Origin of the sequence: Halocella sp. SP3-1 (assembly GCF_003953885.1) — a bacterium.
GTDB lineage: Bacteria > Bacillota > Halanaerobiia > Halanaerobiales > DTU029 > Iocasia > Iocasia fonsfrigidae.
Genome location: NZ_CP032760.1, coordinates 3,820,304 through 3,847,236 on the forward strand (window position 1 = coordinate 3,820,304; position 26,933 = coordinate 3,847,236).

At 34.2% G+C, this 26,933-nt stretch carries 33 protein-coding genes and 1 other annotated feature; of the genes, 4 read left to right on the plus strand and 29 right to left on the minus strand.

What is annotated here, in order from left to right; translation table 11 throughout:
• Positions 1 to 28: 28 nt before the first annotated feature.
• The 6 genes from cas7b to mntA all read right to left on the minus strand — a co-directional run bounded on the left by cas7b (position 29) and on the right by mntA (position 6,344).
• Positions 29 to 943 carry a type I-B CRISPR-associated protein Cas7/Csh2 gene (cas7b, locus tag D7D81_RS18280; RefSeq protein WP_125991442.1) on the minus strand — a complete coding sequence of 305 codons (915 nt, stop codon included), beginning with the start codon at positions 941 to 943 and terminating at the stop codon, positions 29 to 31.
• Entirely contained in the window at positions 927 to 2,792 is a 1,866-nt protein-coding gene (locus D7D81_RS18285; RefSeq protein ID WP_125991443.1) for a TIGR02556 family CRISPR-associated protein, read from the minus strand. Before D7D81_RS18285 ends, cas7b begins: the two co-directional genes overlap by 17 nt.
• Before the next feature lie 201 nt (positions 2,793 to 2,993).
• Positions 2,994 to 3,614, minus strand: coding sequence for a DUF3800 domain-containing protein (locus D7D81_RS18290; RefSeq protein WP_125991444.1), 621 nt, complete (start codon positions 3,612 to 3,614; stop codon positions 2,994 to 2,996).
• Positions 3,615 to 4,043: 429 nt separating this feature from the next.
• Positions 4,044 to 5,399, minus strand: a complete 1,356-nt coding sequence (locus tag D7D81_RS18295) for a L,D-transpeptidase family protein (protein ID WP_125991445.1) — start codon at positions 5,397 to 5,399, stop codon at positions 4,044 to 4,046.
• Positions 5,400 to 5,532: 133 nt separating this feature from the next.
• Complete coding sequence (gene hepT, locus D7D81_RS18300) at positions 5,533 to 5,958, minus strand: type VII toxin-antitoxin system HepT family RNase toxin (RefSeq protein WP_125991446.1); 426 nt, start codon at positions 5,956 to 5,958, stop codon at positions 5,533 to 5,535.
• A complete protein-coding gene (mntA, locus tag D7D81_RS18305; protein WP_164522344.1) occupies positions 5,955 to 6,344 on the minus strand; it encodes a type VII toxin-antitoxin system MntA family adenylyltransferase antitoxin in 390 nt (129 codons plus the stop codon). Before mntA ends, hepT begins: the two co-directional genes overlap by 4 nt.
• A 260-nt stretch (positions 6,345 to 6,604) precedes the next feature.
• Between mntA and D7D81_RS18310 the strand changes: the two genes are divergently transcribed.
• The gene (locus D7D81_RS18310) at positions 6,605 to 7,333 is read left to right on the plus strand and encodes an MBL fold metallo-hydrolase (protein ID WP_286169927.1); all 729 of its coding nucleotides are present in this window, start codon (positions 6,605 to 6,607) and stop codon (positions 7,331 to 7,333) included.
• A 343-nt stretch (positions 7,334 to 7,676) separates the two neighbouring features.
• On the opposite strand, the gene D7D81_RS18320 is transcribed toward D7D81_RS18310, so the two are convergent.
• The 5 genes from D7D81_RS18320 to D7D81_RS18340 all read right to left on the minus strand — a co-directional run bounded on the left by D7D81_RS18320 (position 7,677) and on the right by D7D81_RS18340 (position 11,986).
• Entirely contained in the window at positions 7,677 to 8,339 is a 663-nt protein-coding gene (locus tag D7D81_RS18320; protein WP_125991450.1) for an MBL fold metallo-hydrolase, read from the minus strand.
• Positions 8,340 to 8,351: 12 nt separating this feature from the next.
• The gene (locus tag D7D81_RS18325) at positions 8,352 to 8,480 is read right to left on the minus strand and encodes a sugar diacid recognition domain-containing protein (protein ID WP_205739284.1); all 129 of its coding nucleotides are present in this window, start codon (positions 8,478 to 8,480) and stop codon (positions 8,352 to 8,354) included.
• 345 nt (positions 8,481 to 8,825) lie between these two features.
• Positions 8,826 to 9,671 (minus strand): carbohydrate ABC transporter permease, encoded by an 846-nt coding sequence (locus D7D81_RS18330; RefSeq protein ID WP_125992373.1) that lies wholly within the window; start codon positions 9,669 to 9,671, stop codon positions 8,826 to 8,828.
• Positions 9,672 to 9,700: 29 nt separating this feature from the next.
• Entirely contained in the window at positions 9,701 to 10,579 is an 879-nt protein-coding gene (locus tag D7D81_RS18335; RefSeq protein ID WP_125991452.1) for a carbohydrate ABC transporter permease, read from the minus strand.
• Positions 10,580 to 10,660: 81 nt separating this feature from the next.
• The gene (locus D7D81_RS18340) at positions 10,661 to 11,986 is read right to left on the minus strand and encodes an ABC transporter substrate-binding protein (RefSeq protein ID WP_125991453.1); all 1,326 of its coding nucleotides are present in this window, start codon (positions 11,984 to 11,986) and stop codon (positions 10,661 to 10,663) included.
• Between the two features lie 205 nt (positions 11,987 to 12,191).
• On the opposite strand from D7D81_RS18340, the gene D7D81_RS18345 reads away from it, so the two are divergent.
• Positions 12,192 to 13,280, plus strand: coding sequence for an NAD(P)/FAD-dependent oxidoreductase (locus D7D81_RS18345; RefSeq protein WP_205739285.1), 1,089 nt, complete (start codon positions 12,192 to 12,194; stop codon positions 13,278 to 13,280).
• 54 nt (positions 13,281 to 13,334) lie between these two features.
• On the opposite strand, the gene D7D81_RS18350 is transcribed toward D7D81_RS18345, so the two are convergent.
• The 7 genes from D7D81_RS18350 to D7D81_RS19725 all read right to left on the minus strand — a co-directional run bounded on the left by D7D81_RS18350 (position 13,335) and on the right by D7D81_RS19725 (position 18,606).
• Positions 13,335 to 13,865: a hypothetical protein gene (locus tag D7D81_RS18350; protein ID WP_125991454.1), complete on the minus strand. Its 531-nt coding sequence runs from the start codon at positions 13,863 to 13,865 to the stop codon at positions 13,335 to 13,337.
• 207 nt (positions 13,866 to 14,072) lie between these two features.
• Complete coding sequence (locus tag D7D81_RS18355; protein ID WP_125991455.1) at positions 14,073 to 14,768, minus strand: 2-phosphosulfolactate phosphatase; 696 nt, start codon at positions 14,766 to 14,768, stop codon at positions 14,073 to 14,075.
• A gap of 16 nt (positions 14,769 to 14,784) precedes the next feature.
• The gene (locus D7D81_RS18360; RefSeq protein ID WP_125991456.1) at positions 14,785 to 15,213 is read right to left on the minus strand and encodes a C-GCAxxG-C-C family protein; all 429 of its coding nucleotides are present in this window, start codon (positions 15,211 to 15,213) and stop codon (positions 14,785 to 14,787) included.
• Positions 15,214 to 15,359: 146 nt separating this feature from the next.
• On the minus strand, positions 15,360 to 16,931 hold the full coding sequence (locus D7D81_RS18365) for a 2-isopropylmalate synthase (RefSeq protein WP_125992377.1): 1,572 nt from the start codon (positions 16,929 to 16,931) through the stop codon (positions 15,360 to 15,362).
• Positions 16,932 to 17,041: 110 nt separating this feature from the next.
• Positions 17,042 to 17,332, minus strand: a binding site (T-box leader).
• Positions 17,333 to 17,374: 42 nt separating this feature from the next.
• On the minus strand, positions 17,375 to 17,935 hold the full coding sequence (locus tag D7D81_RS18370; RefSeq protein WP_125991457.1) for a uracil-DNA glycosylase: 561 nt from the start codon (positions 17,933 to 17,935) through the stop codon (positions 17,375 to 17,377).
• Between the two features lie 95 nt (positions 17,936 to 18,030).
• Entirely contained in the window at positions 18,031 to 18,417 is a 387-nt protein-coding gene (locus D7D81_RS18375; protein WP_125991458.1) for a PaaI family thioesterase, read from the minus strand.
• 18 nt (positions 18,418 to 18,435) lie between these two features.
• Positions 18,436 to 18,606 (minus strand): hypothetical protein, encoded by a 171-nt coding sequence (locus D7D81_RS19725; RefSeq protein WP_164522345.1) that lies wholly within the window; start codon positions 18,604 to 18,606, stop codon positions 18,436 to 18,438.
• Between the two features lie 499 nt (positions 18,607 to 19,105).
• On the opposite strand from D7D81_RS19725, the gene D7D81_RS18380 reads away from it, so the two are divergent.
• Positions 19,106 to 19,450 carry a hypothetical protein gene (locus D7D81_RS18380; protein WP_125991459.1) on the plus strand — a complete coding sequence of 115 codons (345 nt, stop codon included), beginning with the start codon at positions 19,106 to 19,108 and terminating at the stop codon, positions 19,448 to 19,450.
• A gap of 105 nt (positions 19,451 to 19,555) precedes the next feature.
• Here D7D81_RS18380 and D7D81_RS20340 read toward each other — a convergent pair whose 3' ends face one another.
• Together D7D81_RS20340 and D7D81_RS18390 are read right to left on the minus strand one after the other, a co-directional pair.
• Entirely contained in the window at positions 19,556 to 19,759 is a 204-nt protein-coding gene (locus tag D7D81_RS20340) for a PhzF family phenazine biosynthesis protein (RefSeq protein ID WP_125992379.1), read from the minus strand.
• Complete coding sequence (locus D7D81_RS18390; RefSeq protein WP_125991460.1) at positions 19,741 to 20,310, minus strand: DJ-1 family glyoxalase III; 570 nt, start codon at positions 20,308 to 20,310, stop codon at positions 19,741 to 19,743. The genes D7D81_RS20340 and D7D81_RS18390 overlap by 19 nt, the downstream gene beginning before the upstream one ends.
• A gap of 372 nt (positions 20,311 to 20,682) precedes the next feature.
• Here D7D81_RS18390 and D7D81_RS18395 point away from each other — a divergent pair, with 372 nt between their 5' ends.
• The gene (locus D7D81_RS18395) at positions 20,683 to 21,153 is read left to right on the plus strand and encodes a hypothetical protein (protein ID WP_125991461.1); all 471 of its coding nucleotides are present in this window, start codon (positions 20,683 to 20,685) and stop codon (positions 21,151 to 21,153) included.
• 93 nt (positions 21,154 to 21,246) lie between these two features.
• Here the strand turns inward: D7D81_RS18395 and D7D81_RS18400 are convergent, their stop codons facing one another.
• From D7D81_RS18400 to D7D81_RS18430, 9 genes are all read right to left on the minus strand, one after another.
• The gene (locus tag D7D81_RS18400; protein ID WP_164522346.1) at positions 21,247 to 21,543 is read right to left on the minus strand and encodes a Uma2 family endonuclease; all 297 of its coding nucleotides are present in this window, start codon (positions 21,541 to 21,543) and stop codon (positions 21,247 to 21,249) included.
• A gap of 1 nt (position 21,544) precedes the next feature.
• Complete coding sequence (locus D7D81_RS18405; RefSeq protein ID WP_125991463.1) at positions 21,545 to 21,745, minus strand: Uma2 family endonuclease; 201 nt, start codon at positions 21,743 to 21,745, stop codon at positions 21,545 to 21,547.
• A 345-nt stretch (positions 21,746 to 22,090) separates the two neighbouring features.
• Complete coding sequence (locus D7D81_RS18410; RefSeq protein ID WP_125991464.1) at positions 22,091 to 22,567, minus strand: hypothetical protein; 477 nt, start codon at positions 22,565 to 22,567, stop codon at positions 22,091 to 22,093.
• Positions 22,568 to 22,720: 153 nt separating this feature from the next.
• Positions 22,721 to 22,864 (minus strand): hypothetical protein, encoded by a 144-nt coding sequence (locus D7D81_RS19730; RefSeq protein ID WP_164522347.1) that lies wholly within the window; start codon positions 22,862 to 22,864, stop codon positions 22,721 to 22,723.
• 108 nt (positions 22,865 to 22,972) lie between these two features.
• Complete coding sequence (locus tag D7D81_RS18415; protein ID WP_125991465.1) at positions 22,973 to 23,248, minus strand: CotH kinase family protein; 276 nt, start codon at positions 23,246 to 23,248, stop codon at positions 22,973 to 22,975.
• Positions 23,249 to 23,279: 31 nt separating this feature from the next.
• On the minus strand, positions 23,280 to 23,438 hold the full coding sequence (locus D7D81_RS19735) for a VTC domain-containing protein (protein WP_164522348.1): 159 nt from the start codon (positions 23,436 to 23,438) through the stop codon (positions 23,280 to 23,282).
• A gap of 23 nt (positions 23,439 to 23,461) precedes the next feature.
• Positions 23,462 to 24,169: a SurA N-terminal domain-containing protein gene (locus tag D7D81_RS18420; RefSeq protein ID WP_125991467.1), complete on the minus strand. Its 708-nt coding sequence runs from the start codon at positions 24,167 to 24,169 to the stop codon at positions 23,462 to 23,464.
• Between the two features lie 178 nt (positions 24,170 to 24,347).
• On the minus strand, positions 24,348 to 26,144 hold the full coding sequence (locus D7D81_RS18425; RefSeq protein ID WP_125991469.1) for a HAMP domain-containing sensor histidine kinase: 1,797 nt from the start codon (positions 26,142 to 26,144) through the stop codon (positions 24,348 to 24,350).
• The gene (locus D7D81_RS18430; RefSeq protein WP_125991471.1) at positions 26,134 to 26,817 is read right to left on the minus strand and encodes a response regulator transcription factor; all 684 of its coding nucleotides are present in this window, start codon (positions 26,815 to 26,817) and stop codon (positions 26,134 to 26,136) included. The genes D7D81_RS18425 and D7D81_RS18430 overlap by 11 nt, the downstream gene beginning before the upstream one ends.
• Positions 26,818 to 26,933 lie beyond the last annotated feature (116 nt).

Genomic DNA, 26,933 nt, shown 5'->3' on the forward strand with positions numbered 1-26,933 from the left:
GCCCGATCTTTATTTGACAAACCTTAGCTTATAAATTAGTTTCTTTAAACAGCTCTTCTGCTGCTAAATCTACTGTTTTACCACCAGCAACAAGCTGCAGACGGGGGTTAATTAAATATTCTACAGATTCTATTTTATTTTTATTATCGTTTAAAACTTGTAGCAAATCTGTTAAATCCAGTTGGAAGTCTTCCGGGTCCCTGAGCTGTTCATCCCTCTTATCACTAATTAGTTTGATATAATTTTTTATCTCACCAATAAAGAAATTTTCTTGACTATAATTTACTTTTAATAAAAAGCGGGGGGTCTGTCCAACTTTACTGCGGGTAATTAGATTCTTGGTACCATTCCAGATTCCCTCAATTAAAAGGTCAACATCTTCATCTGTAAGCTCAGTAGTGGCTGCTGCATTTTCATTAATAATACCATAAAAACCAATCAAAGAATAAGGCAAAACATATTCCTCTCTAAAAGTCTTATTACTTTTACCGGAACGGGCAGCAAAAGCTCCTGTACCTTTGATATGTTTAATCTCAACTGCGTGAAAAGAGCGGCCCATCTGGAACTGAACAGGACCTGTATAAGTAATAGAATCCCCGGTTAAAGGAATTACCCCGCCAAACAATCTCACATCAATACAACTATCTAAAACCTGTTGGGGATCTTCAGTAAAATCTTTGGCTCTGGTCTTGCCATCTTGAATCTTTCCATCTTCATTTTTGATCTCGCGGACAAAAATATCTTTACCATTCTCACCATTAAAACCCTTATAATCATAAAAATAGTCTCTGACCGTCCTCTTTAGTCTAACATCAGTAACTATATTAATTCCAGTCTCTTCATCAATCCGTGGTTTGTTAGCATCAAGCGGGTCTCCATTGGGATTTGCATCCTTGATATCATAGATAAAAACTAATTCACTCCGCTTATTCACCTGAGTCATTACTATCATCCTCCTCATTCTTTTTATCAAACTGGAATTTGCTGGCCTGATTCATACCAGTTACAAAATAAAATGATAATTCATTGTTAGAAATATCGTCAAGATCACTAAGCAGTACATAATCAGCAATCATTTCTTCTAACTGTTTATAATAATTTGCTCCATATTCCTCTAGTTTATTGATAGCTTCAGAATAAATTCTCATGATAATTTTCTTATTAATCTTTAATCCATTTAATCTGACCATAAAAGGAGTTGCCGAACCACCAGTCTGTTTTCTCTGCACATTCAAAAGCTTTTGGGCCAGAATCCCTTCCAGAAAAGCAAGTATTTTAGTATTGGCATTTAAAATATCTTTATGTTCTTCCAGAAAACTTTCTATCTTTTCACGAAATTCTCCTTTAGTTTTCATCACTAAATCACCCCTCTCCTTTCCTAACTCTGGTATCAATCGGAGTTTATTAAGGAATTTCAGAATCATAAACGCTTTTAGATTATCATACCAAAGTGATTCTCCATTCCTGAATTTTTCCTGTAGATGTAGCACAAATCTATCAATTAATTGATAATATGATAGTTTCTGGCCACTAAAGATACCATTAGTAATTTCTAAAAATTGCTTAGTAAAATCTGCTTTATTAGCCTGGTTGACATAAAAGAAATCTGAAATCAGATTAAATTTAAAGTTCATTCTAAAAATATCTCCATCTTTATTTTTAAGATTTTGAAAAATTTCTTCTTCATCAATCGCTTCTTTAGCTTTGAATATCTGCTGAATATATGACGGTAAAACATCTTCAACAAAGAGTAATATTCTAAAGGCACTATTCTTTTTTTCATAAAACATAAAATTAAAGTTGATATAATTATCAATATCCTGCATAGAAGCAAATAACTCATCCTGAGCAGTAGTTAATCTATCTTTTGTATCATCATTCAAAGACATTTTCTTATGTTCTTCTAAATATTCCAGAGTTGCAAAAATATGTTCCCTATTATTACCGTCACTGCCGAAAATAGTTTTAGGAATAATAGAATAGTTAATACCACAAAACCTGGCAGAAAGATTTTTCTCCAAATAATCTTTACCCAGATCCAATGTTTTTGCACATTCAGGGCAAACAGGATAATTCTTCCAAGCCTTTCCCCGATTAAAACCACCACTGGTGAAGCCGGGCTTGTCTAAGGTATAAAAAGAATATGTACCAACATAACCATAGGTTTTTGAGGATTTTTCAGAACAAATATAGCAGATATTATCTCTACCCACAGATTCTTGCTCTGTCTTATTATAAGAGCTTTTAAAGTAGAATTTTCTTTCATAACGATTTAATAAAGATTCAGTGAATTCCGCAAAATCTCCTACATATAATTTTTTATCTTGGTCTTTAACAGCTATAGTCAAAATTCCATTGCCATCCAGCTGCTCATATTTATCTTTCAGGTCTTCAAATATTTCTTCGGATATTTTTTCATCTTGAAGGATTTTAAATATATTTATAATTGTTTTTTTGTTTTCAGTATTAGCTTTTAATTGTTTGCAGAGTTTCCCTAGTGGCTTTTGTATTCTTTCATAGGTTTTATCCAGTTCTGTTATTTTTGAAGTAGGTGTCAGATCACCACCCCGGGGACTACCCTTTTTATAAGCATATTTATCCAGTTTTCTTTTTGAAAATTCTTCTACATCAATTCTCTTGAATTTTATTTGATCATCTAATTTATCAAATAATATTAATAGAACTAGTTCATACTGGCCGTTACTATTTGGGTTATCTGCTAATTGTGCCAACAAACTCTCATCAAAACTTTCTTTAGCATATTCGCCGATAGTTTTAAGGGCCTCAATCATTTTATTCACCTCCTTTTTTAAAATTATATAATTATTTTATATGGCATATCATGGATGTTGACATTTAACCATATATATGGTACACTATATTTGAATCTGAAAGTCAGCTAGACTGGCTAGTAGGATTCCTCCGGAGCGGTTAAACCGTTCCTTTTTTATTTTTTATAATCCCATAATTATTACTTACATTTGTCATGTCTGTTATAATCGTTTATAAAAATTATGCCCTCCTTTTTTTCTTACATAATTATTAGGTTCATATAACTGACGGGCAAAATATACAATAACATCTACTATCTGAATGAAGTATGAATTATATGAATGCTTCAATACTGGATCCTCAATGATATATTTTAAAGATAATTCCCTCATAATCTCTCTTAATTTATTACCATCAGTATTATCTGTAATAATCATACCATTATTTCCTTCATTTGCTAGAACATTTTCAAATCTTATCAATAGAGTTTTCCAGGCATATTTAAATATATCTTTTTCATTTCCTTGTTTATCAACAGCAATAGTAATAATATCCAAATTATGATTAGCTACCCAGTCAATTGTCTTTTTCAAAATATCAAGCCGATTATTCTTTTTTATCCTTACTAATTCTCCTGGTGAATTAATAAACTCTGAAGCATGTATTTCCTCTGCTAATTTTAAACCTTTAGAATCCCGTAAATATTCACGAAAATGAATATGCTCACTTAATAATTGATGCCAATTGAAATCATCAACTAAGATAGCCGATAAAATGAAATACCTTGTCGGGCTATTATATTTTCCCGGATCTCCAGATTCGTCAACATATAGTAGTTTCATGAAATCACCTCGATAATTCTTTTTATATGTAAATGATATTATATTTTTATTGAAATTTCTTTTATTTATGTTAAAATAATATTACAATGTCCATAATAAAAAGGTTTGAAATTATGTAAATGACACTATCTATTAAAATCCATTAAAATAAGGATACATTAAATTAATAGTTTATTTAAATGAAAGAACACCCTATCATTTCGACCATTTTACAATTTGTATTCTTATGAATATAACATATACATTATTATTTCTACAAAACAACAGTATTTCCTTCCACAAATTGTTATTTTATACGGAAATAAAAATAACCTATGCTAACAAAACATCAACATTTCCTGCCCTTGTTTACACTTAATGTTAAATAAATACAAAAACCTTAGCAAAAAATGCTAAGGTTTTTTCGTCATTTTATTAATTTCACCAACTTTACTCCATTACAATCACGGCACCATTTTGAGTATTCATCCAATTGTAAAGAAATTGGGCATGACTGGTAAAATTACGGACACACATACTGGAACGGGGGAAAGTACCGATAGTATGGAGATATTCTATTGTACCGGGGTCCAGTTTTTTACCACCCTCTTCTTTATATTTTACTGGAACACCATGAACATAAGCCCCACCTGAAAACCGTGTAGCATAAGGGGCATAACCTGCAACATCCTGCTGACCGCTTTTTAGATACTCAAAACGTTCTTTTTTTTCAATAGCCTTATAGATACCAAGACTGGTCTCAAAAGAAAAATCCCCGGAGATACCGGTAGTAGACAGGGTGTATGATACAAGGTTAAGGGCATCATCTACCACTTCAAAGGCAGCCTGATTCTGCTGGTCCCTGTCTACCACAATTACGTGTTTTAACTGACTCAAGGTTACATTCGGGTCAATATATTTCTTGGGTATATAATAATTGCCGCCAAAGGTCGGGACATTTACATGATAGAAATCACCACTCTCACCCAGCATTCGTACTAACATTCCATCAGGTATATAGCGGTAATTGCTCCCTGTATCTGCCTGTTGGTAAGCAGGTGCACTATGATATACCCTGTAACCATATTCATCTACAGCTATATCACCTTCCTGTGGTGGTGCCCCATTTCTATTTTTATAATTGTTAATAAAATGCAGTTCTCCCTGGGCCAGCAGCTGTTTTAAATTACTAACTGACTCCTGCATTTTCTTAAATCGAAAGACCCTGGGGGTTCCTGTTGTAGAAGGGATATATCCTTCTTGTACCTGTTCACCATCAGAGAATATTATTCTGTACCATATATTATTCTCACTTTCTACCCGCTGAAGCAGAGAGGCCTTATCCAGATTATCTAATTTACCCAGCACAGTACTATCCGGGGTTGGGTTATCACGTATTTCTGCACCTTCCTCTGCTGTGGTAAGGAAATAATCAAAGGAAATATTATATTTGAAGTACTGCCGTGCATCATTAATTTGTTCTGGTAGGTGGGTATTATATTCCTCAAGTACTTCATTCATACTCGCCGGTTTAATATTCTTAAGCAGTTTTCTCTTTTCTTCCTGACTAATACCCATTATTTCACTTTCTTTATCCTTTTGAGCCATCAGAGTCATCTTCAGGTCATCTTCAAGGTTATAGCCGTTAATATTCTCCTCTACATTTTCCAGCTCTGTTTTAGCCAGCCTATCTTCTTCTGCCTGTTTCTTTTCTCCATCACCAGAAAGACCGCTCCTATAATATACAAAAGTTGAAAGTACAACCAGCACTACAAGTATTCCTGCCAGGATAATCTTTCTCTTCATTTTCATCCCCAATCTACTTTGTTTTTTATCAATTATTCCATTTATATCTTTCTCAGATACTCCTTTTATTATGTATCCATATAAAAATAATCCCCCTATTTCCTTTCTAAAAGGACTAGGGGGTTAAATTACCTCATATTCCTATATAATTACTTATTTTTTTCATATAATCCCGGTAAAACTGACATGTTTTATCTATACTCTGATAAACAATTTTATTATCAATTTTTTCATACCCATGTACTAATCTATTTCTCAATCCAGTACTAGGAGCTATTTTATAAGCAAATTCTTCCTCTAGAACACCAATCTCAATTAACTCAATAAATGAATTAAAATAATCAGCTGCTGGTGGTTTAGCCTTATCTTTAATAATAATATTATTAATATCCAATGCTAACTCAATAATCAACTGTATTAATCTTTCTATACCGTAATTAAGTATTTTATTGCTGATATAATCTTGATAACTAGCCGGTTTTGCTTCTTCTAATTCATTTATATATCGATCCATTTTAAGCAATTTATCTGTCACAGCAGAACGTAAAGAACCTGTCATATTTTCTTCATCCTCTCTCTAAGGTAACCTTCCCTCTTCTGACGTAAAAACTTTGTATCTGCATAACGTGCTGCTGCATATAATTGAAATTTTAGAAAATCTTCTTCTGTTCCATAGATTAATTTTCCTTTACTGGCTATTTCTAATTTTAGGGGGGGAACAGCTTTTTTTAAATTAACTAAATCAATATCACCGTTCTTATAATGCTTTATTAAATCCTCTAATAATGTCAGTTCTGTTTCTTTAGTTAATAAATCTCTACTCATATATCCTAAATCAAGGTCACTATCTTTATGAGTAGTCCCTTCAGCAAATGAACCGAAAACAATTAATAGAGTAATACCGTATTTATTTATTATTTCTTCAGATATACTATCATTAAACAAAGGTAACACCCCCTGACCTACTTAAGTTAATTATAATATACAAAGTAAATATTAGCAATAATTATAAATCTGAATATTCTATTTTTGACATATGTCAAAAATAGTGTTACTATAAAAAAATAAAATTAGTTTCAAAGGAGGACTTCACCATTAAATTATCAGTACTGATAGATAATAATACACTTATTGACAGGTATTTTAAAGGAGAACCAGGGGTTTCTTACTTTATTGAAGAAGACGATAAAAGGATACTCTTTGATGTGGGGTATTCTGACCTTTTCATAGAGAATGCTAATAAAATGGATATATCCCTACTTAGTCTCGATTACCTGATATTATCACACAGCCATCTCGACCATACCTGGGGTTTATCCCCCTTGATTTCTCTTTATACAGAAGCAATTATTGAAAATAGGGATTACCAAAAACCTGAGTTACTCACCCATCCAGCTACATTTGATAGTAGATTTATAGGGGAAGTGGGGGAGATTGGTTCACTTGTTACAAAGGAAAAAGCAGCTATTCATTTTAAACTAAACTTAAGTAAGGAACCAGTCTGGTTGACCGATAGGCTGGTATTTCTAGGAGAAATACTCAGGAAAAATGACTTTGAAGCCAGGACAGCAATTGGAAGAATCATACAGAATGGAAAAGAGAAAGAAGATTATATCCTCGAGGATACTGCACTGGCCTATAAATCAAGTAAAGGCCTGGTAATTATAACTGGCTGTTCTCATGCAGGTATCTGTAATATCATTGAACACGCTAAACAGGTCTGTCAAGAAGATAAAGTCTATGATATTATTGGCGGTTTACACCTACTGCAACCATCAGAAAAACAACTACAGGGAACGATAAATTATTTAAAAGAGTTAAAACCAGAAGTAGTCCATGCCTGTCACTGCACAGACCTACAATCAAAGATAGCCCTTTCCAGGGTGAGCAAGTTGCAGGAGATTGGGGTAGGTATGGAGCTTAAATATGATTAAATAGAAAAATCTATCATAAGGATAAGCTCCTTATGATAGACTTTTTTCATCTTAGCTTTATAGTTAATTAAATAAATATAGCCGCCAAAACATAAATAGTTATACTAACTTTATATACATTCTTATAAAATTATTGTCTTATTGGATATAAATTGAATGATTTTTTACAATTACATAATCTCTATTGTAGTCCCTGTACTATTATGAAAGAACTTATTAGATAATTCTCTTTTAAAAATCTTTTCTGCTTTTTTACCTGTACAATGTGAAATCCCCAGATAATCAACATCTAGATCTTTGATATATTGTAAAGTCTTATCTATTCGTTCCGTTTCGCCCTCTACTAAATGAGTCCCCCCAGGATACAATAGATATCATTTATTCCTGTCCTATCAATAATAGAACTGAGCATATTTACTACACCAGGATGAGAACATCCAAGTAAAATGATTAACCCTTTTGGAGACTTTATTCCTACTGCAATTTCATCATTAAATTCATCTAAAACTAATTCATTATCTCTTTTAATATAAAAACGTTTATTAACTTCTTCAAAACTACTTTTTCTTTTAAAATTAGCAGCAATAAATATATTATCACTTATATATGTTATATCATCTGAAATCTCTTGGATTTTTGAGCCTGTTTTCAACAAAGACTTTAAGGTATAATTAATTCCCAAATACTCCATTTTTATTTTACCAATTCCATATTTTTCTTCGAAAAAATCTTTATGGACAATTATTTCTTGTGGGCCAAAATTATTTATTAAATCTTTCAAACCACCACCATGATCATAATGATTATGACTGATTATTACCTTGCTTATCAGAGAAAGGTCAAATCCCAGCTCTGCAGCATTCTTAACAACTAAATCATGTTGTCCAAGATCAAATAAAAATGATTTGTCATCTTCTTCAATCAAAAAAGACAATCCATGTGCTGCCTGTAAAGCTAAGTTTTCTCCTAAGCTATTTTCTACTAAAGTGGTTATCTTTAAACCCATTAGTTTACCCCCTCAAAAACAGTTCTTGCTGCAATTTACACGTTTTCTCTCTCCACTGGCAATTATAATCCCATTACAATCCATTATATTAATATTTTTCCCTAAAAAATTCATTGTCTTATCGACAATTTTTTTAGCCAATTTTGGATTAAGATACATTTAATTTTATCATTACCTCCTTCTTCATATAATTATTGCTATCTGTAAAGCTTTTTAATAATTTGTCATTTCCTACAATTTTACTACCTTTTTTATCATATGTCAAAAATACAATCTTTCAAAGCGCTTAATCTACAAGAAATCGGGATAAGTATGGAGTATGGAGCTTGATTATGATTCAAAAAAATCTATCATAGGATTTAAACCCTATAATAGATTTATAATTAATCAAATCATTTATATACTAATTTCAATTTTATATTATCTCTATCTTATAGACCCTATTTTAAATTATTGTTACAATCAAGTTAATATCATAACAGGAGTCTATTCCTTTAATCCAGATTTTATTAGATTATTGATAAAAACATTCTGGGTACATAAAAAGAAAAGTAAAATTGGTAGAACAATAAACATAGTACCAGCCATAAGGAGAGGCCAATCAGCCCCACTCTCTTGTTGCACAAACATCCCCAGACCAATAGCCAGTGTTCTCACATCTGCTGTGTTAGTTACTATCAAAGGCCAAAAATAATCATTCCAGTGAATTACAATACTAATCAACGAAAAAGCAGTAATGGTAGGTTTGGCCAGGGGGATCATTATATGCCAGATAACCCTCAAATCTCCACAACCGTCAATTCTAGCAGAGTCAATGAGGGCTTCTGGTATTTGTTTAAAGGTCTGCCTGATTAAGAATATACCATAACCACTGGCTGCAAATGGTAAAATTAAAGCTATTCTTGTATTTATCAGGCCTAGATTTTTTAAAAAGAGGTAATTGGGAACAATAATTGATTGTAAGGGTAATAACATCTGAGCAATAAAGATAAAAAACAAAAAACTTTTTCCTGGGAATTCCAATTTAGCAAAGGCATAAGCAGCAGGTATTATTAACAGCAATTGCAAAATCAAAATCCCTGTAACTACCAAAACTGTATTGATTAGATATTGACCAAAAGGTGCCGCCTTTATAATCTCTACATAGTTTTGCCATATTACCTGTTTAGGGATTAATGTAAAATTGTGGGCAAATACCTCACTCCTTGATTTGAAAGAAGTTGATACTGACCAGATTAAGGGTGTAATAATAATGAAACATACTAGTATTAAAAATAGGTTTGCTGAGATATATCCTAAATAACCTTTCCTTAGCTTAAACAAAATAACCACCTCTAACAAATTTATTAAAACCACTTATTTTAAGCATAATGTATCTTATTATTAAGTGCCCTCATAACAGAAAAAATAGTGATTAATAATATAATAACTAATAATGATGTTAAAGCTGTTCCTTTACCTATATTCCAGAATCGAAAGGTAGTCTGGTAGATATAATAGACAAAAACATTAGTCGAATTGCTAGGACCACCTTTAGTCATTACATTAACAATATCAAATACCCTGAATGACTGAATTATATTTACTATCAAAACAAATAAGATAGTTGGAGAAAGTAGAGGTATTGTAAGATAAATATGTTTTTTTAACCAACCAACACCCTCTACCCTGGCTGCTTCATATAATGAAGGAGAAATATTTTGCAATCCTGCCAAAAAGAGTATTGTAAAATAACCGAGGTTTTTCCAAATCATTACCAACATTAAGGAAAAAAGAGCAGTATCTGAGCTGCTTATCCAGGCCTTTGTCTGCAAACCAAAAATCGCAAGAAATTTATTTAACAAACCTATATCTGGATTATAAATAAAAACCCACAACATCGCCGCTGCCGCCATCGGAATCAGAGTTGGAGAAAAAACAGCGGTTTGATAAAAATGCCTAAAACCAGTTCTTTCATTAATTAATATTGCTAAAACCAGTGAGAGAAAAATCATAACTGGCATAGTCCCTAAAATATAAATAATATTGTTTTTCACTACCTCCCAGAAAAGAGAGTCTTTCATCAGCCCGGTATAATTAGCTAAACCTATATATTTTTTAACTGGTGACATTAAATTCCACTTAAACATACTGAGATAAAAACTCCTGATAATAGGATAATAGGTAAAAAATAATAAAAAAACACCTGCTGGTAAAAGATATAAATATGGTATAATAGCTTCCTTGATTTTATTCTTCATTATTAATACACCCTAACTATATAAAAATTATAAATCAGGGACAGAAATCCTGACCCTGATTTATTAAACTATATCTAAATCTTATTGTAAAACATTCATAGCCTCTTTTTGGGCAAAGTCCATTGCTTCTTTTGCTTTCATTTTTCCTTCTATAACAGCATCAAGATAATTGGTTAATATTTCTCTAATTTGTTGATAATTAACAGATGACATCTTGCGGTGGGCATATTTTAATTGCTCTTTAGCAACTAACATCTCGGGAACTGCTTTGATATAGTCTTTCATTACAGGTAATTCCCAAGATTCTTTACGAACAGCAATATAACCTGATTCCCTACTCCAATGGCCAGCATTTTCAGGTAAAGTCATAAATTTAATAAATTCCCAGGCTGCATCCTGTTTTTCTTTACTAATACCCCTGAAAATATGAAAATCACCACCACCAACTGCAGCACCGTATCTTTTGTTTTTAGGCATAAAGGCTACTCCAAAATCAAAGGGAGCAGATTTTTTAATATAGGTTAACGCCCCAGTAGAGTTATATAACATAGCAGAAGCACCACCTACAAAATCTGCTGGACTCCCTGCCCAGGTTCTAACCTGGGGAGGCATTACTTTATATTTATTTGCCATATCATACCATAGTTGAACTGCCTCTAAAACCTTATCATCATTAAAATACACCTTTGTTCCCAGGTTATTCATTAGCTGTGCATTATTTTGTCTGGCAAAGCCTTCTAAGATCCAGTCATTCCAGCCGCCTGGTATAATCAAACCCCATTTGTTTTTTTGTCGGTCAGTTAATACTTTACCATACCCTATTAATTCATCCCAGGATTCCGGCGGACTATCAGGGTCTAAGCCAGCCGCCCTTAACTCATCTGCTTTTTCAGCGAAATATTCTTTATTCCAGTATAATACAGGTGTACTTCTCTGAAAGGGTATGGTATATTGTTTACTCTCATATTGACCATTTTCCAAAAAAGCTGCAAAATATTGCTCTAGAAAACCAGCTTCTTCCTGTTGAATATATTTATCTAAAGATATTGTAGCATTCATAGAAATCATTGTATGTAATTCAGATATTTCTAAAACAGCTAAATCTGGCGGTGTCCCACTCATAACTGCTGTCTGTACCTTCTGCATGGTATCATCATAGTTTCCGGCATAGATCGGTGTTACTTCAATATCAGGATAAAGATTATTAAATTCATCTACCATACCTGATATTACTTTAGCTAACGGTCCAGCCACTCCTACTGGATAGTAGAAGTCTAACTCAGTCTTAGCATATGTTATACTAATATTTCCCAGTAAAATAACAAACATTATCGAAAATATTAATAATAATCTTGTTAACTTATTTACATCTTTCATGGTATCACCTTCTATATTATGTATTTTCAATATAAACGAATCCCTTTCCCCCCTTTATTTTAATTGTTTTAACCTTTATTTAAGTTTAATATATTAATGTTAATATTCTATTAAGGACAAGTTAAAAGTTAGTAAAAACATAAGCTGGACATTAAAAAATCCCACATGTGGGATAAATAGTATCTTGAAGAGTTACACATTATATAAATGATTACTTGTAAAATAATATACCCTGGTGGTGATAAAAATTAAGATAGCAATCATGGGGGCGGGCTTATCAGGCTTAGCCTGTGCCCTAACTTTAGAACAAAAGGGAATTATCCCGGTCATTTTTGAGAAAAGGAGAGAGTTTGGTGATAGGTTTGTTAACTGTGAAATTCTATTATCTGCTTTATCAAAACCAATTAATGATGCCATTAAATATTTTTCAGAGAAACATAAGATATATCTTAAACCAGCCAGTAATATCAAAGAACTTATTATTCATTCACCCCATCAAACTGCTATTATAACAGGAAATCTGGGTTATACCAATTTGCGAGGGAGAATAGATAATTCCTTTGAAAAACAACTGGGACAGCAGATAAAAAGTAAAGTCCGGTTTAAATCCAGCAAATCATATGAAGAACTATTACACGAATACAGTCATGTTATTCTGGCAACAGGTGATGCTGCCTATGCCCAGAAAATAAGCAGTTATGACACTGCCTTTACAGTCAAATTGAAGGGAGCTAATATTAAAGGTGATTTTGCTATTAGCTCAGTCCATGCCTGGTTAAATAATGATTTTGCTCCCCAGGGGTATTGTTATTTAATACCAATCTCCCATGATAGAGCTAATATTGTTATTGCTTATCCAGAATACCCCAGGAATGAAAAAATTGACTCTAATTTACTATGGGAGAAATTTAAAAAGGGAGTAGCAAATACCCTAAATCAATCCCTTGAAATATATGAGCAATTTGAAATAACAGAATATATGGTTGGTATATGCCAATACCCCAGAATAGGGAATACATTCCTGGTAGGTAATAATTTTGGTTCTATCATGCCTTTTTTAGGGTTCGGGCAGGTGGCAGCAATATTAACTGGTATTTATGCTGCCCTTGATATCTCTGGCCAGGGAGATTATCAGGATTTAACCAAACGCCTGCGAAAAAGTTTTAATGACTCTCTGACCCTTAGAAAAACTATGGAAAAGATGAGCAATGATAATTTTGATACCCTTGTTAAATCCTTAAAGGGTAGAATAGGGCAGGGTATTTTTACAGGTAAATTAAATTACCTAAAGGTAGTAAGCAAACTACTAAAGCCCTTTGTTTAAATTTATTTTACATTTACATTAATACCTCAAAACTATACTATAATAAACATACAATTAGACTGTTGCCAGTAATTGAGGGTCAACAGAAGCAGATTTTATTTCACCTTGTGCTGTATATATTTTCTGGTCAGATTCATTGTTAACAGACTCAGTCGAAATCCCAAGATTTTCAACTACCGTACTCTCCTGGTGAGTTTCAATATCTTCACTGTTATCTGCTTTTACACTATCCTGCCCTTCTTTACTGATTTCTACCGCATCTTCTTTTGATTTTCTCGCTTTTTTCTCTTTCTCTTTTTTCGCCTGAGCTGCTTCCTGACGGCGTTCTTCCAGGGCAGCCTCCTGTTCAGCCCTGGCCTCTTTTCTGGCTTCTCTCTGTGCTTCTATCAGGGCTTCCTGTACTTTTTTACTAGATTCACCGGCACTTTTCATAGAATCTGTAGCATAACCTTGAGCACGTTTCATAACCCCTTCATCACCTTCACGTTCTGCCCACTTATATACCCTCATGGCTACACCTGCAGATTTCATATGTAAATTCGCTTCAGTCAAACCCTGTACCACACCTGTAGTTAATAGACTCATCTCAACACCTCCTTATATTTGACCCTGCCTATAACTTATTCCCTTGTGTAGGAGCTTAATTATTTTCATTATTTCCCACAATTCTCCCACATAATGCTATATTTCTCTATATTATTAATTATTCCTGCTTATATTTACATTTATTGTTAAAAAAGATGTATAATTTTGAGTGAAAGCGCAACAGGCAAACCATAAGACTCATCCTCTTCATGTATCCGCTTTTTGCAGTTGGTAATAGCCCTCTTTCTTTTTTTCGGCCTTTAAAACAAAATTGAATCTATTTAGATCTGTACACAGGTAAAAGTCATTCTCAGGGGACCATGACTGACTGGCTAGCTCAAAGAATCTCTGACCGGCATACCTCTGTAATGTTTCTTTGATTTCACTCCTTGTTAAACATGGTTTTCCCTCTAAGGCATTTTTAAGGTATTGGGCACAGAGAGTGTCTTCCTCTGCCTCATATTCACAGGCATTACCCATACTGACTAAAGATACTACTGCTGGATTTTTCTTCCGAATATACTCAATAACTGCAGCTGCATTAACAAAACTGGCAGTAATAATTTCATCTGCCCGGGCAGCATTAACAATACCCTGAGTTCCCGCACTTGTTGTATGTACCACCGTTTTAGCAGTCAAATCTGCCTCTAAAATATGAGTTGGTGAATTCCCAAAATCAAAACCAGGTAGTATTTTGCCCTGCCTTTCGCCCATCAGGATATAGTCTATATTTTCTTCCTTTAAGCTATAGGCCAGCTCTAAATCACCAACCGGAATAATCCTATTAACCCCTCTACTAAAAGCATAACAGGCTGTGGAAAAGGCCCGGAAGACATCGATTATCACAGCCAATCCCCTTGCCCTTTTTGCCCCCTCAATTAATTGCAATATCCTAATTTCCATAATTATCACCTTTTATTTATATTTTTAAAAATACTTGGCATACATAGTTAACTGTGAAACCTACTGCCTCCCTGGTCATATCTTCACATAAATGTGGGGGATTATCTTTTTTAAACCCCTCTGGACGCAGTTCACTACAGAGCAAACTACCGAATTCTTTCTGAAACTTATCAGCAAAATTATAACACTTTTCAATAACTTCACCATGGGAAATCAGCTGTTTCTTGCCGAATATACCCAAAAACATTAATGAACCCTCAACTAAACCACATTGTGCTCCAAATGACCCTGCACCATGCATACCTATAGCTGAGTCTATCACCTGTGAATTTAATTTGACTTCAAATATCTCAGCCAGTATTTTTAACATCACAGTAGCACAATTTAAATCTTCCTCCCAATAATACTGATGTACCCTTTCCTTAATGATATTATCATAGTTCATTATTTACACCCCATTTTTCATTTAAAAAATAACTATAGATATTATTCAACAAGTAGTAAATATCTCCTGCAACTTAAAAAATCCCATTATCAGCAGAAACTAATAATGGGTGTTAAAAAATAAATAATTAATTTGTTGGCTAAATATTAAGCTGAGTGCTCATCTTTGGCCTTTTCCTTTGTCTGCTCCATAATAATACGATTTATACCATTTAGGAAGGCCAGGGCACTGGCTTTGATAATATCAGTATCTATGGCCCGTGATGAATATATCTTATCTTGATAAGAGAGTTTGAGGGCAACCTTACCCAGGGCCTCTTTACCCTGTGAAATACTACTTATCTTATACTCTTTTAATTCTAATTCAATATTGATCATTGATTTTATGGCAGAATACAGAGCATCTATTGGGCCATCACCTACAGCACTTCCCTGATATGTTTCATTTCCTCTTTTTAGTTTAACCGTAGCTGTCGGGAAAAGATCATTACTTATTACCTGCAGGTTTTCCAATTCATATAACCTGATACTGGTAGATTTACCGTGTTTTTCAATCATAAAAATATTAGCAAGATAGAAGAGATCATGATAATATACCTCTTTCTTTTTATCAGCTAGTTCAAGGTATTTATCAAATAACTCGGCAAATTCATCTTCATTATCAAGCTGGAAACCTATTTTACCCAGGGCATTACGGAAGGCATGTTTCCCTGATCTGGCTGTAAGAACCATCTCCATCTCTTCACAACCAACATCTGCCGGGCTTATTATCTCATAAACATCACGTGATTTTAAGAGACCATCCTGATGAATTCCTGATGAATGGGCAAAGGCATTTTCACCAGTAATAGCCTTATTAACCTGAACATCCAGCCCCATCAGATTAGAGACAAGACGGGAGGTATTCATAATCTCTTTGCTTACAATATCTGTATAGGCACCATAATAATCAGCCCTGGTCTTAAGCCCCATAACCACCTCTTCCAGTGCAGCATTACCTGCTCTTTCACCCAGTCCATTGATAGTACACTCTACCCTGTCTGCTCCATTTTTTACTGCCATTAAGGTATTAGCTGTTGCCAGACCAGTATCATTATGACAGTGTACACTAAGGAGCACCTTATCATTCAGGTTTTTTAGACGGTAGTTAAGTTTATTGATCAATTCCCCAAACTCCTCGGGGACTGCATAACCAACTGTATCAGGGACATTGATGACCGTAGCCCCTGCCTTGACTACAGCCTCAATAGTCTCCCAAAGGTATTGAAAATCTGATCTTGAGGCATCTTCTGTAGAATACTGGACCTCAGGGAGCAGCTTTTTAGCATATTTTACCGCTTCTACCCCTTTGCTTAAAATCTCATCTTTGCTCTTCTTAAATTTCTTATCAAGATGTTGAGAAGAAGTCCCTAACACAATATGAATTAACGGCCTTTCAGCAAACTTTACACTTTCATAAACGGCATCTATATCAGACTTAACTGCCCTGGCCAGAGCGGTTATTATTGGTCCACCATCATTACCTACAGTCTTAGCAATCCTGGTAACTGCCTCAAAATCACCTGGTGATGAGGCCGAAAAACCAGCCTCAATCGTATCAACCCTTAATTTCTTTAACTGCCTGGCTATTTCTAACTTCTCTTCCAGATTCAACTTTGCCCCTGGTACCTGTTCGCCATCCCTTAATGTTGTATCCAACACATGGATCTTTCTCATTATACTCACTCCCTCTTTAAATTTTGAAACACCCTTTATAAATAACAGCCTGACCTGGAGACTTGATTACTTACCAGTAAGGTACCTATAAAATGCAAAAAATCCCCATCTCTTAAAGAGACGAGGATATTATCTACTCGCGGTACCACTCTATTTGTCTTATATTCCCTTTATAACTAATGAGATACCTAGGAATACTCATATTATAAAAAAAGTCTATAAGAACCACTCAATTCAATGGCATCATAACCATCTACCCTTATAACGTAGGGAAACGTCTTACCCTAAAGGTTCAGGCAGCAGCTCCTGGACGAGTTCAGAGGTAAATAATATCCGGTTTTCACCAAACACCGGCTCTCTAAATATTATTTAAATCTCCTACTATTCCCACTCATAGCCTTTTTCAATGTTATTGATATACATATTACCAGATAAAAATGATTATGTCAAGGTTCTTTTTGCACACTGGCTAATTTTTCTTTTATTTTTTTAAAATCCTCCCAGGCCTCTTTTTTTCTTGATGGAACCCTCAAAAGTGCAGAAGGGTGATAGGTAGCAGTTAGGTAATAACCCTTGCGTTCTGTCCAGCTACCATGCTGTCTGGTAATCTTAAAATCAGGGCTAATAATCGACTGGGCAGCAACCCGACCTAAACATACTATAATTCTTGGTCTAATAAGGTGAACCTGATTGCGGAGATAAGGTAAACAGGCTTTTTTTTCATCTTCTTTGGGGTCACGGTTATTAGGCGGCCGGCATTTGACAATATTGCCAATATAGACATCCTCCCTTTTGACATCAATAGCTGCCAGAATTTTATCCAGCAGCTGTCCTGACTTTCCGACAAAGGGTATACCTGTAGCATCCTCCTGACGACCGGGCCCTTCACCAATAAACATCAGTGAGGCATCTCTATTACCACCACCAAAAACAAGTTTATTCCTTGTTTTATATAATGAACAGCGCTGACATGCCTGACAGGCCTGTTCTAATTCTTCCCACTCCACACTCCAACGCCCTCCTTAATTCATAGTAAACATTATAATCATAAATTCTGCTTTTCTATTATTATATATTTTTTTACCTGGTTTAGCAAATTCAGTTAGCCTTTTATATAACCAGTAGCATTAAACCCGGCAATCAAATCATTGCTTTCATCATAAATGTCTACTTTATAATTACAGAGTTTTCTGCTTGATGATATTTCTCTGGCTTCAGCAATAAGTAATTTGCCCTGTGCTGGTTTGAAATACGATATATTCGCGTTTATTCCTAAAGTAACAGATCCCTTAGAATTTGAAGCCGCAGCAAAGGCATAGTCTGCCAGGGTAAATATTGCACCACCCTGAACTATATTTACACCATTTAAGTGTTTATCTGTAATTTCCAACCTGGCTAAAGCATATCCTTTATCAACTTTAATGAGCTTTATGCCTGTATATTCAGCAAATCTATCATTTTTAACATATTTATCTATTTCTTTGTTCATAACAAAAACACCTTCTTTTTATTTTATTATTCTAGTCCTTCCAGTACCACCATCACAATTTCTCTTAATTCTGTCATTTTCTACTTGCCTCTTCTTAACCATATCTATTCTCTTGCCATCATCACCCTGTCCTTTATCACAGGCAAATGTTATATTATATAAGGCTCTTTCATAATAGACTTTTTGCATAATTGAATTATTGACCAGCCGATTAAAATGGAGTACCTAGGGCACTCCCTATTTAAACAGACCATACAAGAAAATTAAGGTTGCAGAATTTAGTAAAGCTGATTACGAAAGAGGCTGTTTTTCTGTCTCACTGAGCCTTTCTTGAATAATCGTGGATAGCTCAGCACTAGCACAGCGGTGCGTCGGACCTTAGTTTAGGGAGTTTGACGTCCTCGATGGACTAATATTGACCTCATCCTTGCGTTTTTAATAGAAGAGGTCAGTGCAAACAGCCCGTAATTAGCTAATACTAAATTCGTTGCGGAGTTTTTGGATGGCAACCTTAATGTATGATACCGGGAGTGCTGGGTCAGTGCAATAATCAATTATGCAATACGCTTATATAGGTGTTTTAAGTATAAATTTGAAAATATAGCTTAATTTTTAGGAAAAAATTACGATATTATAGATGCAGGGTTAATATCTTAAACAATACGAAATAAAAGAAAGGAGGTTTTGTATGAAAACTGCTGGAATAACTGATTTCTATAATATTTTCCCGGATTTAAAAAATGTTAAACTGGATTTAGAAAATATTAAGAATGTTGAAGTAGAAGAAAAGGATACACCTAAACCACGCAAAAAAAATATTTATGTCTCTTCAGGTCCGTATGGAGTAAGATACTCTAATAAATCACAGAGTGAACTTATGGAAGACTTAAGAAAAATGCTTAAAAGTGTTGAAGCAAACGCAAAAAAACCGGATTGGGAGAATGCTACAGGGACACTCCCTACAGGTGCATATCGATTTAATGCTGATAATCCAATAGATTTACGCAAAGTTTTATTTGATGTCCAAGTATAATAAGCTATATTAAATAGGAGGGGTATCCTGGAGATATATTATTCAATACATAAAATACCACACCTTGATTCTATCATTCAACCCATCCTCCTCTATATACCACATTTATATCTGTTTTCCACACAATTGCCCCTGTAAAGTTGTTACTGCCTGACCAGCTATTAAAATACGCTCTTTTAAAACAGTTAATTTGAGCAGACCACCCCTGCTGGATAGCTGCCGGGCAGTTAACTTATTTTTTTTGAGTTTCTGCTGCCAGTAGGGGCCTAAACAGCAGTGGGCAGAACCAGTTACCGGATCTTCATTGATAAATCACCTAAATAAATCATTCCACTGCCTACTTCTCTAGCAACTTCTGCTCCTTTTAATACTTCCACAATCTTTAAGGCAAAAACAAAAGTTGTACCCGGTCCTTTTGAGGTAATGATCTTAGCATCTAAACTAAGCACCTCCTCTTCCGGTATAATAGCACCCTTTAGGTCTTTTTCTAACCCTGGATAACAGACTGCTTTTCTTTCTTCCAGAAGTCCAAGTTTACCTAAAATAGTAGGTGCGGCACAAATTGCTGCAATCCATTTGCCTTGATCATAATATTTTTTTATTAATTTTTTTAAGCCTTGATGTTCATTAAGAATACCTACACCAGGACCCCCAGGAAGTATCAGCATATCAGCTTTGGTATCAATAATTTCTTCAAAAACCTTATCAGCTATAACAGCTACTCCATTTTTCCCAATAACCTTCTTTTCCTCTGTGATAGAAACTGTAAAAACTGAAATATCTGCTCTACGTAAAATATCTACAGTAGCTAAGGCTTCTATTTCCTCAAACCCCTCAGCCAAAAATAATAGTGTGCTCATAGTATTTTATCCCCCTTTCATTTATAGAGTCTGTTCGAAAAGTATCAATATATACCACCTGGGATTATATATCCCTCACTCAACGGTAGCACCTTAACTTCGTTCAGGGATATATAATCCCCTATTTATATCTTTTCGAACACACACTTATATTATATATGTTTTTTCCTTGTTTCTCTATTCTACATTCTCCAGCAATAATCCTGCTATTCTATACTAGTCTAAGAATAATCTAAGAACCTATCCCTAAGTGAAAAAATTAACTCTTTAAAATATTATATAATATTTTGCAGGAAAATAATGATTTACCACGAATTTGAATTAAAAGGTTAAATAATGTAAATGATTTTGATTAGAAAGGAGGATATATTTATGCAAGTCAGGGGAATTAACCCTCAAATCAATTCTTACCAAAATAATTTTAAGCAGCAAAATGTGACAGAAAATAAATTCAGCAATTATGTGAGAAAAACAAAAGATGATCAGGTAGAAAATCTTTCTATTTTTGAAGAGTTATCTAAAGAATATGATATCACTAATGCTAGTTTTAACGAGTTCGAGAGGATCTGCAATAAATTATATGAAGCAGGACAAATATCTTTACTGGATCTAGGCAAATTAACCCTTATACCAAAAATAATAGCACATGCACAAAAACTGAAAAATTATAAAGTAAACCCTCTTTTAACATCTACCAAAAGTACTGCCAATTGGAAGGAAGAAAAAATAAACTGGATTAAAGAATTTGATGCTAGAGCAAAACAACAAAGAAAATTTGGTTCCATTTCAAATTATAAACAATACAATGAATTTGCTGATTTTTTTAGAAAGTATTTTTCTTAATGATTCTGCTACTAAAATAATCCCTCCATTACTGCTTTGTTTAATCTTAACCAGTAATGGAGGGATTATTATTTATTAACTATAAACTTCCAGTCACAGCAATTCATCAAACAAATGATTAATATCAGTTGATAGACCATTAAAGGCTATTGACTCAGCTGTTTCTCCCCTTCCACAGACATTATACCTATCTATCTCATATTCATTAAAACTATATAGTAAAATATTTTCCTGTTTTTGCTCAATAATCCAGTATTCCTCTACTCCAGATAGCCTATAGGTATTTAGTTTATCTACCAGGTCCTTGTTTCTTGTACTGTCTGCTAAAATCTCAATAACCAGGGTCGTGGTACCCATATAGCGTCCTTTATCTGTAACATTATCCTCCAAATCACAAGCTACTAATAAACTGCATAACATCTGGTACTTTAAAATCCTTTTTATTAAAATGCACATCAAAGGGGGCTAAAAATACTCTGCATTTCTCAGCTTTAAAATATTCATTAAAGATAAGATGCAGCCTTCCCAATATCTCTTGATGATTAATATTTGGTGAGGCCAACAGATATATTTCCCCATTGATAAATTCCATTCTCAAAGTACTCTTTTTATTTTACCACTACAGGTGGTTTGTTTCAAATATTTTGTGCGATTAATTTAATAAATTTGTGCAATTGATTTTAATTTATTGTGCAATTTTTATTTCCTTCACATCAGAACTGACTGACAGTAAAACCCTATCTTCATCATTTTGAAAAAAATGGGGCTGTCCATCAACAAGCACCTCTTCTGCCTGGTTCATTCATATCATTCCAGATACCTGCTACCCCGGTTTCAAGCAGAGTATTTTGCTTATCAATGCTATATAGCAAACTTAAAAAGACTGTCTCCTTTGGAGACAGCCTCTATTGCAAAGCAGATCCTGGTCAACTATTTTTTATCCTCTCAATTTAACAAATATCCGATGGCTATTAACAATATTTTTTAGTTTTGTATATTGACCAGCTGTTAAAAAATTCTCCAGTTCTTCACTACGTTTTGATCCTAAATAGGACAAATATTCATAATAATTATCAACAATCGTTTCCAGATTATTAATTTGCTTGTCTATCTCACTGGAAAACATATTGTCTGCTACCATATTTTCTCTTTGGACATATAGTTCTTCTAAATCGCTAAGAGCAGACTTTAACTCTGCCTGGGCATCTTCACTTTTTTCATTATTTTCTTGCAAAGTTAAGATAACTTCATTTGTTCTATAACTGCTGACATTAACAGAATTAACTAAAACATTTTTATGCATTGCCCACTGCTTGAAAGCCGTCTTTCCCAGCATATTTGCAGCAAAACTGCTGGAACTTAAAGCAAGCATTATCATACTAAAGACCATTAATGATACTAATATTTTTTTCATTGAAATTAGCTCCTTTTTATTTTTTTGACTTATGGCCGTAGGCCAAAATTTATTCATAATTTTATTATTCCTATATCTTCTTCTTCAAAAATAATATTGACAGTATTAGCATAATAAATAACATAACTTTTATACTCAAAACACTAAAGAGATTCATGCTATTATTTCTATTGCCTGAAAGCCCCCAGCTTGATCGCTGTCTATTGTTACCTCCGGGAAACTGTCCAGGATCAAAAGTTCCTGCCATGTCTTCCGGCAGATTAGCCGAAAATTCTCCAATTCCAAAGCTTTCTGCATATCCTTCAGCATAGTAGCAGGAAGCTGATCTGATTCAATGATCCAATCATATCATCCTACATAGCAGCTGTAGATTGTAATTCTCTCCAGACATCACCTCCTTCATTATCAGGATCTCTGCCAGCAAATGGAAGTTGCTATTGAATAATCCTCACTCCCCGCAACTGATTCCTGCCCAATAAATTCATCTTTAAAAGAATTCTCAAACTCCTCCAGAGTATAAAATTGGCTGGGATCATCCTCAACATAAGGCCTGATAAATTCTGCTAATTCTAGTAGCTCTTTTTCAAAGCTCTCTGGTTCCAGGTAATCGGTGATAATTTCTTCAATATATTGATGATATTTCTCTTTATATTCACCAAGCTGAAATAACTTATCTAGCAATGGTCGTTAGCTGATCAGCCCCATAGTAGGTTCATATATTTTCAGAGCAATATAAACTTCTAACTTTGTACTGACCACTATTGGCATTATCATCATATTTCATGATCCTGGTCAATCTATTTTTCAAAGCCAGGTAATCATTTTTATTAACTACATATTTTTCTTCATGCCTATATTTGAGTTTTCCCATTCTTTACACCTCATTCAGATGCTTTAAATATATATTTCAATATCCGCTTTCTCCTCTATTTCACTAATATATTCGTCCCACTCTTGCTGCTGCTTTTTTGCCAGCAAAGAACTCCTGATATCTTCCTTAACTTCTTCCAGAGGGGTAATAGCTGTCTCCCCTTCTTGATCTGAAAAATACTCCTGATTGTTATTATAATAATCTTCTATTTCTGCGTCTTCTACAGTAAGCTGATTAATAATTTTATCCTGCAGAAGGGATATTTTACCACCATAAGCAAAGAAATATTCCTGGAAATCAGCCAGGCTCTCAAATCCCTGCTGATTTAGAGTGGTCAGCAGTTCTTCCTCACTCAGCTGGTTCTGCTCTTTAAGATCTTCAATATAACTGCTAAAGAAAGAATCTTTTTCTGCTTCAGTTATATTAATATTTTCTGCTTCCTGCTCCAGAAGGACCTCTTTGATAAAATCATCCAGTTTGGCTTCTCTATACTCAGCCAGCAATTCATCTCCAGCTGCAGTAGATTGTAGAACTTCTGCAAAATCCGGTAATAAATAAGCTATATTCATCGTCAATTGCTCAATAGCCGCATATTGGTTAAGCTGATCTAAAGTTAAATCTTCATCATTTACTCTAGCAACAAGTTCACTATTATCAACTATTTCCTCATCTGCCATAATATTGTTAAGACCAAAACCAACTACCCCTAACAGTAAAATAAACACCATCATTATCGTTGTTTTTTTCAGTATTAACTATCTCTCCTTTTTTATTTATCAACTAATGTTTTGTTTAAATGACTTATGATAGTTATTATTATAAAGATAAGATGTGTTGATTTTGTGAAGAAAGAATGAAAGAATTATTAAATTAATCCTCCACGTTCCTGAACTTTTAAGCTACGAAATACTACTTCTTAGCTATATCTAAATAAAACCCAAAGACTGAACCAAGCTGTAATTTGCTTTCTACAAAAACACTGCCTCCCTGTGTCTCTACCAGCTGTTTAACAATAGAGAGCCCCAGTCCGCTACCTTTTCCAGCACTACTACGCACTTTATCAATCTTATAAAATCTTTCCCAGATATTTTCCAATTCCCCGGCCGGAATCCCTATCCCCTTATCCTGAACCCAGAACTTCACCCTTGAACCCTCAGTACTACAGCCAATCTTAACTATCCCCTGATCAGAGGAAAACTTATAGGCATTATCCAGCAAATTTAATAATACCTGTTTTAATCTCTCCCTATTTGCTCTAACATATATATTTTCAGCTGGAAACTCTTTGACAATTGTGATAACTTTCTGCTGATGATCAATAATACTATTAAAAATCATCGTCACATTTTCCAGCAGTTTTTTCACATCTATTTTTTCCTTTTGCCACAGCTGTCTACTACCATTATGTATTCCCTCTAAAGTAAGTATTTCTCTAACCAGTTTTTCCAGTCGGATACTTTCTTCATAGATCATCTTTAAGTATTTTTTCTCTTTCTGCGGTGTGTCAACAATCTCATCTAAAAGAACTTCAGCTGCTCCTTTAATGGAAGACAACGGTGTTTTTAAATCATGGGAAACATTTGTTACAAATTCCCGCTGCAACTGTTCAAAACGCCAGCGTTCAGTAATATCCTGAAATAACGCTACTACCGCCCAGAGCTTATCATCTATCTTAATAGGTGTTAGATGTACCAGTAACCTGGTTATTATTCCTTCATTTTCCAGTGACAGCTCCTCACTATAGATCAGCTGTGAACTAAGAACTTTTTTAAACATTTCTATTATCTGCTTATCGTTAATAGCCTCACTTAATTTCTTACCAGTCAGCTCATTTTCCTGAGAGTCAAATAAACTGCTGGCAGAAAAATTTATTAAAATAATCTTTTGCTCTTGATTGATAGCCAGTACCCCTTCCTCCATACCGGTTAAAACATATTTTAGTTTATTTTTCTCTTCAGTCAGATCAGTGATAGTCTTCTGTAGGGTCAGGGACATCTGGTTAATACTCTTAGCTAGATCCTGTAGTTCTTTAATCCCTCCTTTTTCCTCTATATTAATAGTCTGACCAAAATTACCGCTACTTAAGATTAAAGCGAAGCTGCTGATATCTTTAAGGGGATTGGATAAAGCCCGGGACCAGTTATAAGCAACTAAAATACTCATTAAAACAGCCAGCAAAGAGGAAAAAGCCACCAATCTAATCACCTGATTCACTATTTTTCTAATTCCAGAGACAGGTGTAAAAATCAGTAAACCAAATTCTATTATATCACTGGCATTATCTAAAGGAAGGCCAATTAATAACATTGGTTCTTCAAAATACTCCAGATTAATTCGCTGGCTTACTACCTCACCTGAAAGTACCTCCCTATAACGGAAATATCTAACCGGTATCTTATTATTATCTGCTGGATATGCCAGCGTTAAAATACCCTGGGAATTAATTAACCAAACCTGTCCATTGTTAATTCTAGCCAATATCTCCAACATATTTCTGACAATTGCCAGATTTCTTTCTTCCAGAGCCCTGAGAATAAAAGCACTTAACCTCTGGCTGTAAGCAATAATTTCTTCCTCTTTCTGTTGAAATAAATAATTATTAAAATTATATAACATTAAAATTCCCAGTAAAGTTATAGATATTATAGTGATCAGTATAAACCTAATTATCAACTTACTGAAAAGGGTATTTGTCTTAATCTTCATCCACCTCAAATTTATAGCCGATTCCCCAGACAGTCTTAATATAAGATGACACCGGATCTCCAAGTTTTTTTCTCAGTGATTTAATATGGGTATCTACTGTTCTCACATCACCATAGTATTGATAATCCCAGACCTTATTTAATAAATTTTCCCGGGCAAAAACCTTCTTAACTGTGGCCAGGATCCATAATAAATCAAATTCTTTGGGCGTCAAGTTTATTTCCTTTCCTTCAACTTTTACCAGGCGGAGGTTTCTATTTATTATTAGATCAGGAAATTTCAATTCCTGATTTTCTTCATTATCCTGTTTTATCCTGCGCAAAATAGATTTAGCCCTGACCACTACTTCTTTTGGGCTAAAAGGTTTACTGACATAGTCATCTCCTCCAATCTCCAGACCAGTAATTCGATCAGTCTCTTCATTTTTAGCACTTAGAAAAATAATTGGTGTTCTATTCTGTGGCCGAAGTTCTTGACAGACCTCCCAGCCGGTTAGTTCTGGCAGCATTATATCCAATACTATAATATCAGGCCGATCTACTTGAACTTTTTCCAGACCAGTCTTTCCATCATGAACTACAATCACCTCAAATCCATCATATTCAAAATATTCTTTTAGTATCTGACAGATATGCTGATCATCATCTATAATAAGCACTTTGCTACGCGACATTTCAGTCACCAACTTATTAGTATTTTTTTCTAAAGAAAGAGCTGCCTGTTTATTATACCCGTCTACCAGACAATTAATTAATTCAACTCTTTATAATTATCCCCGCCGCTATTTGA

Coding starts and splice junctions, on each gene's coding strand:
- D7D81_RS18375 (WP_125991458.1), bottom strand. CDS start 18,417: ATGAACAAAGAAATAGATAAATATGTTAAAAATGATAGATTTGCTGAA.
- D7D81_RS18290 (WP_125991444.1), bottom strand. CDS start 3,614: ATGAAACTACTATATGTTGACGAATCTGGAGATCCGGGAAAATATAAT.
- D7D81_RS18395 (WP_125991461.1), top strand. CDS start 20,683: ATGCAAGTCAGGGGAATTAACCCTCAAATCAATTCTTACCAAAATAAT.
- D7D81_RS18405 (WP_125991463.1), bottom strand. CDS start 21,745: ATGGAATTTATCAATGGGGAAATATATCTGTTGGCCTCACCAAATATT.
- D7D81_RS18350 (WP_125991454.1), bottom strand. CDS start 13,865: ATGAGTCTATTAACTACAGGTGTGGTACAGGGTTTGACTGAAGCGAAT.
- D7D81_RS18420 (WP_125991467.1), bottom strand. CDS start 24,169: ATGATGGTGTTTATTTTACTGTTAGGGGTAGTTGGTTTTGGTCTTAAC.
- cas7b (WP_125991442.1), bottom strand. CDS start 943: ATGACTCAGGTGAATAAGCGGAGTGAATTAGTTTTTATCTATGATATC.
- D7D81_RS18410 (WP_125991464.1), bottom strand. CDS start 22,567: ATGAAAAAAATATTAGTATCATTAATGGTCTTTAGTATGATAATGCTT.
- D7D81_RS18425 (WP_125991469.1), bottom strand. CDS start 26,144: ATGAAGATTAAGACAAATACCCTTTTCAGTAAGTTGATAATTAGGTTT.
- D7D81_RS19730 (WP_164522347.1), bottom strand. CDS start 22,864: ATGCAGAAAGCTTTGGAATTGGAGAATTTTCGGCTAATCTGCCGGAAG.
- D7D81_RS18390 (WP_125991460.1), bottom strand. CDS start 20,310: ATGAGCACACTATTATTTTTGGCTGAGGGGTTTGAGGAAATAGAAGCC.
- D7D81_RS18285 (WP_125991443.1), bottom strand. CDS start 2,792: ATGATTGAGGCCCTTAAAACTATCGGCGAATATGCTAAAGAAAGTTTT.
- D7D81_RS18355 (WP_125991455.1), bottom strand. CDS start 14,768: ATGGAAATTAGGATATTGCAATTAATTGAGGGGGCAAAAAGGGCAAGG.
- D7D81_RS18360 (WP_125991456.1), bottom strand. CDS start 15,213: ATGAACTATGATAATATCATTAAGGAAAGGGTACATCAGTATTATTGG.
- D7D81_RS18430 (WP_125991471.1), bottom strand. CDS start 26,817: ATGTCGCGTAGCAAAGTGCTTATTATAGATGATGATCAGCATATCTGT.
- D7D81_RS18295 (WP_125991445.1), bottom strand. CDS start 5,399: ATGAAGAGAAAGATTATCCTGGCAGGAATACTTGTAGTGCTGGTTGTA.
- D7D81_RS18380 (WP_125991459.1), top strand. CDS start 19,106: ATGAAAACTGCTGGAATAACTGATTTCTATAATATTTTCCCGGATTTA.
- D7D81_RS19725 (WP_164522345.1), bottom strand. CDS start 18,606: ATGCAAAAAGTCTATTATGAAAGAGCCTTATATAATATAACATTTGCC.
- hepT (WP_125991446.1), bottom strand. CDS start 5,958: ATGACAGGTTCTTTACGTTCTGCTGTGACAGATAAATTGCTTAAAATG.
- D7D81_RS18320 (WP_125991450.1), bottom strand. CDS start 8,339: ATGGGTTTAAAGATAACCACTTTAGTAGAAAATAGCTTAGGAGAAAAC.
- D7D81_RS19735 (WP_164522348.1), bottom strand. CDS start 23,438: ATGGGAAAACTCAAATATAGGCATGAAGAAAAATATGTAGTTAATAAA.
- D7D81_RS18335 (WP_125991452.1), bottom strand. CDS start 10,579: ATGAAGAATAAAATCAAGGAAGCTATTATACCATATTTATATCTTTTA.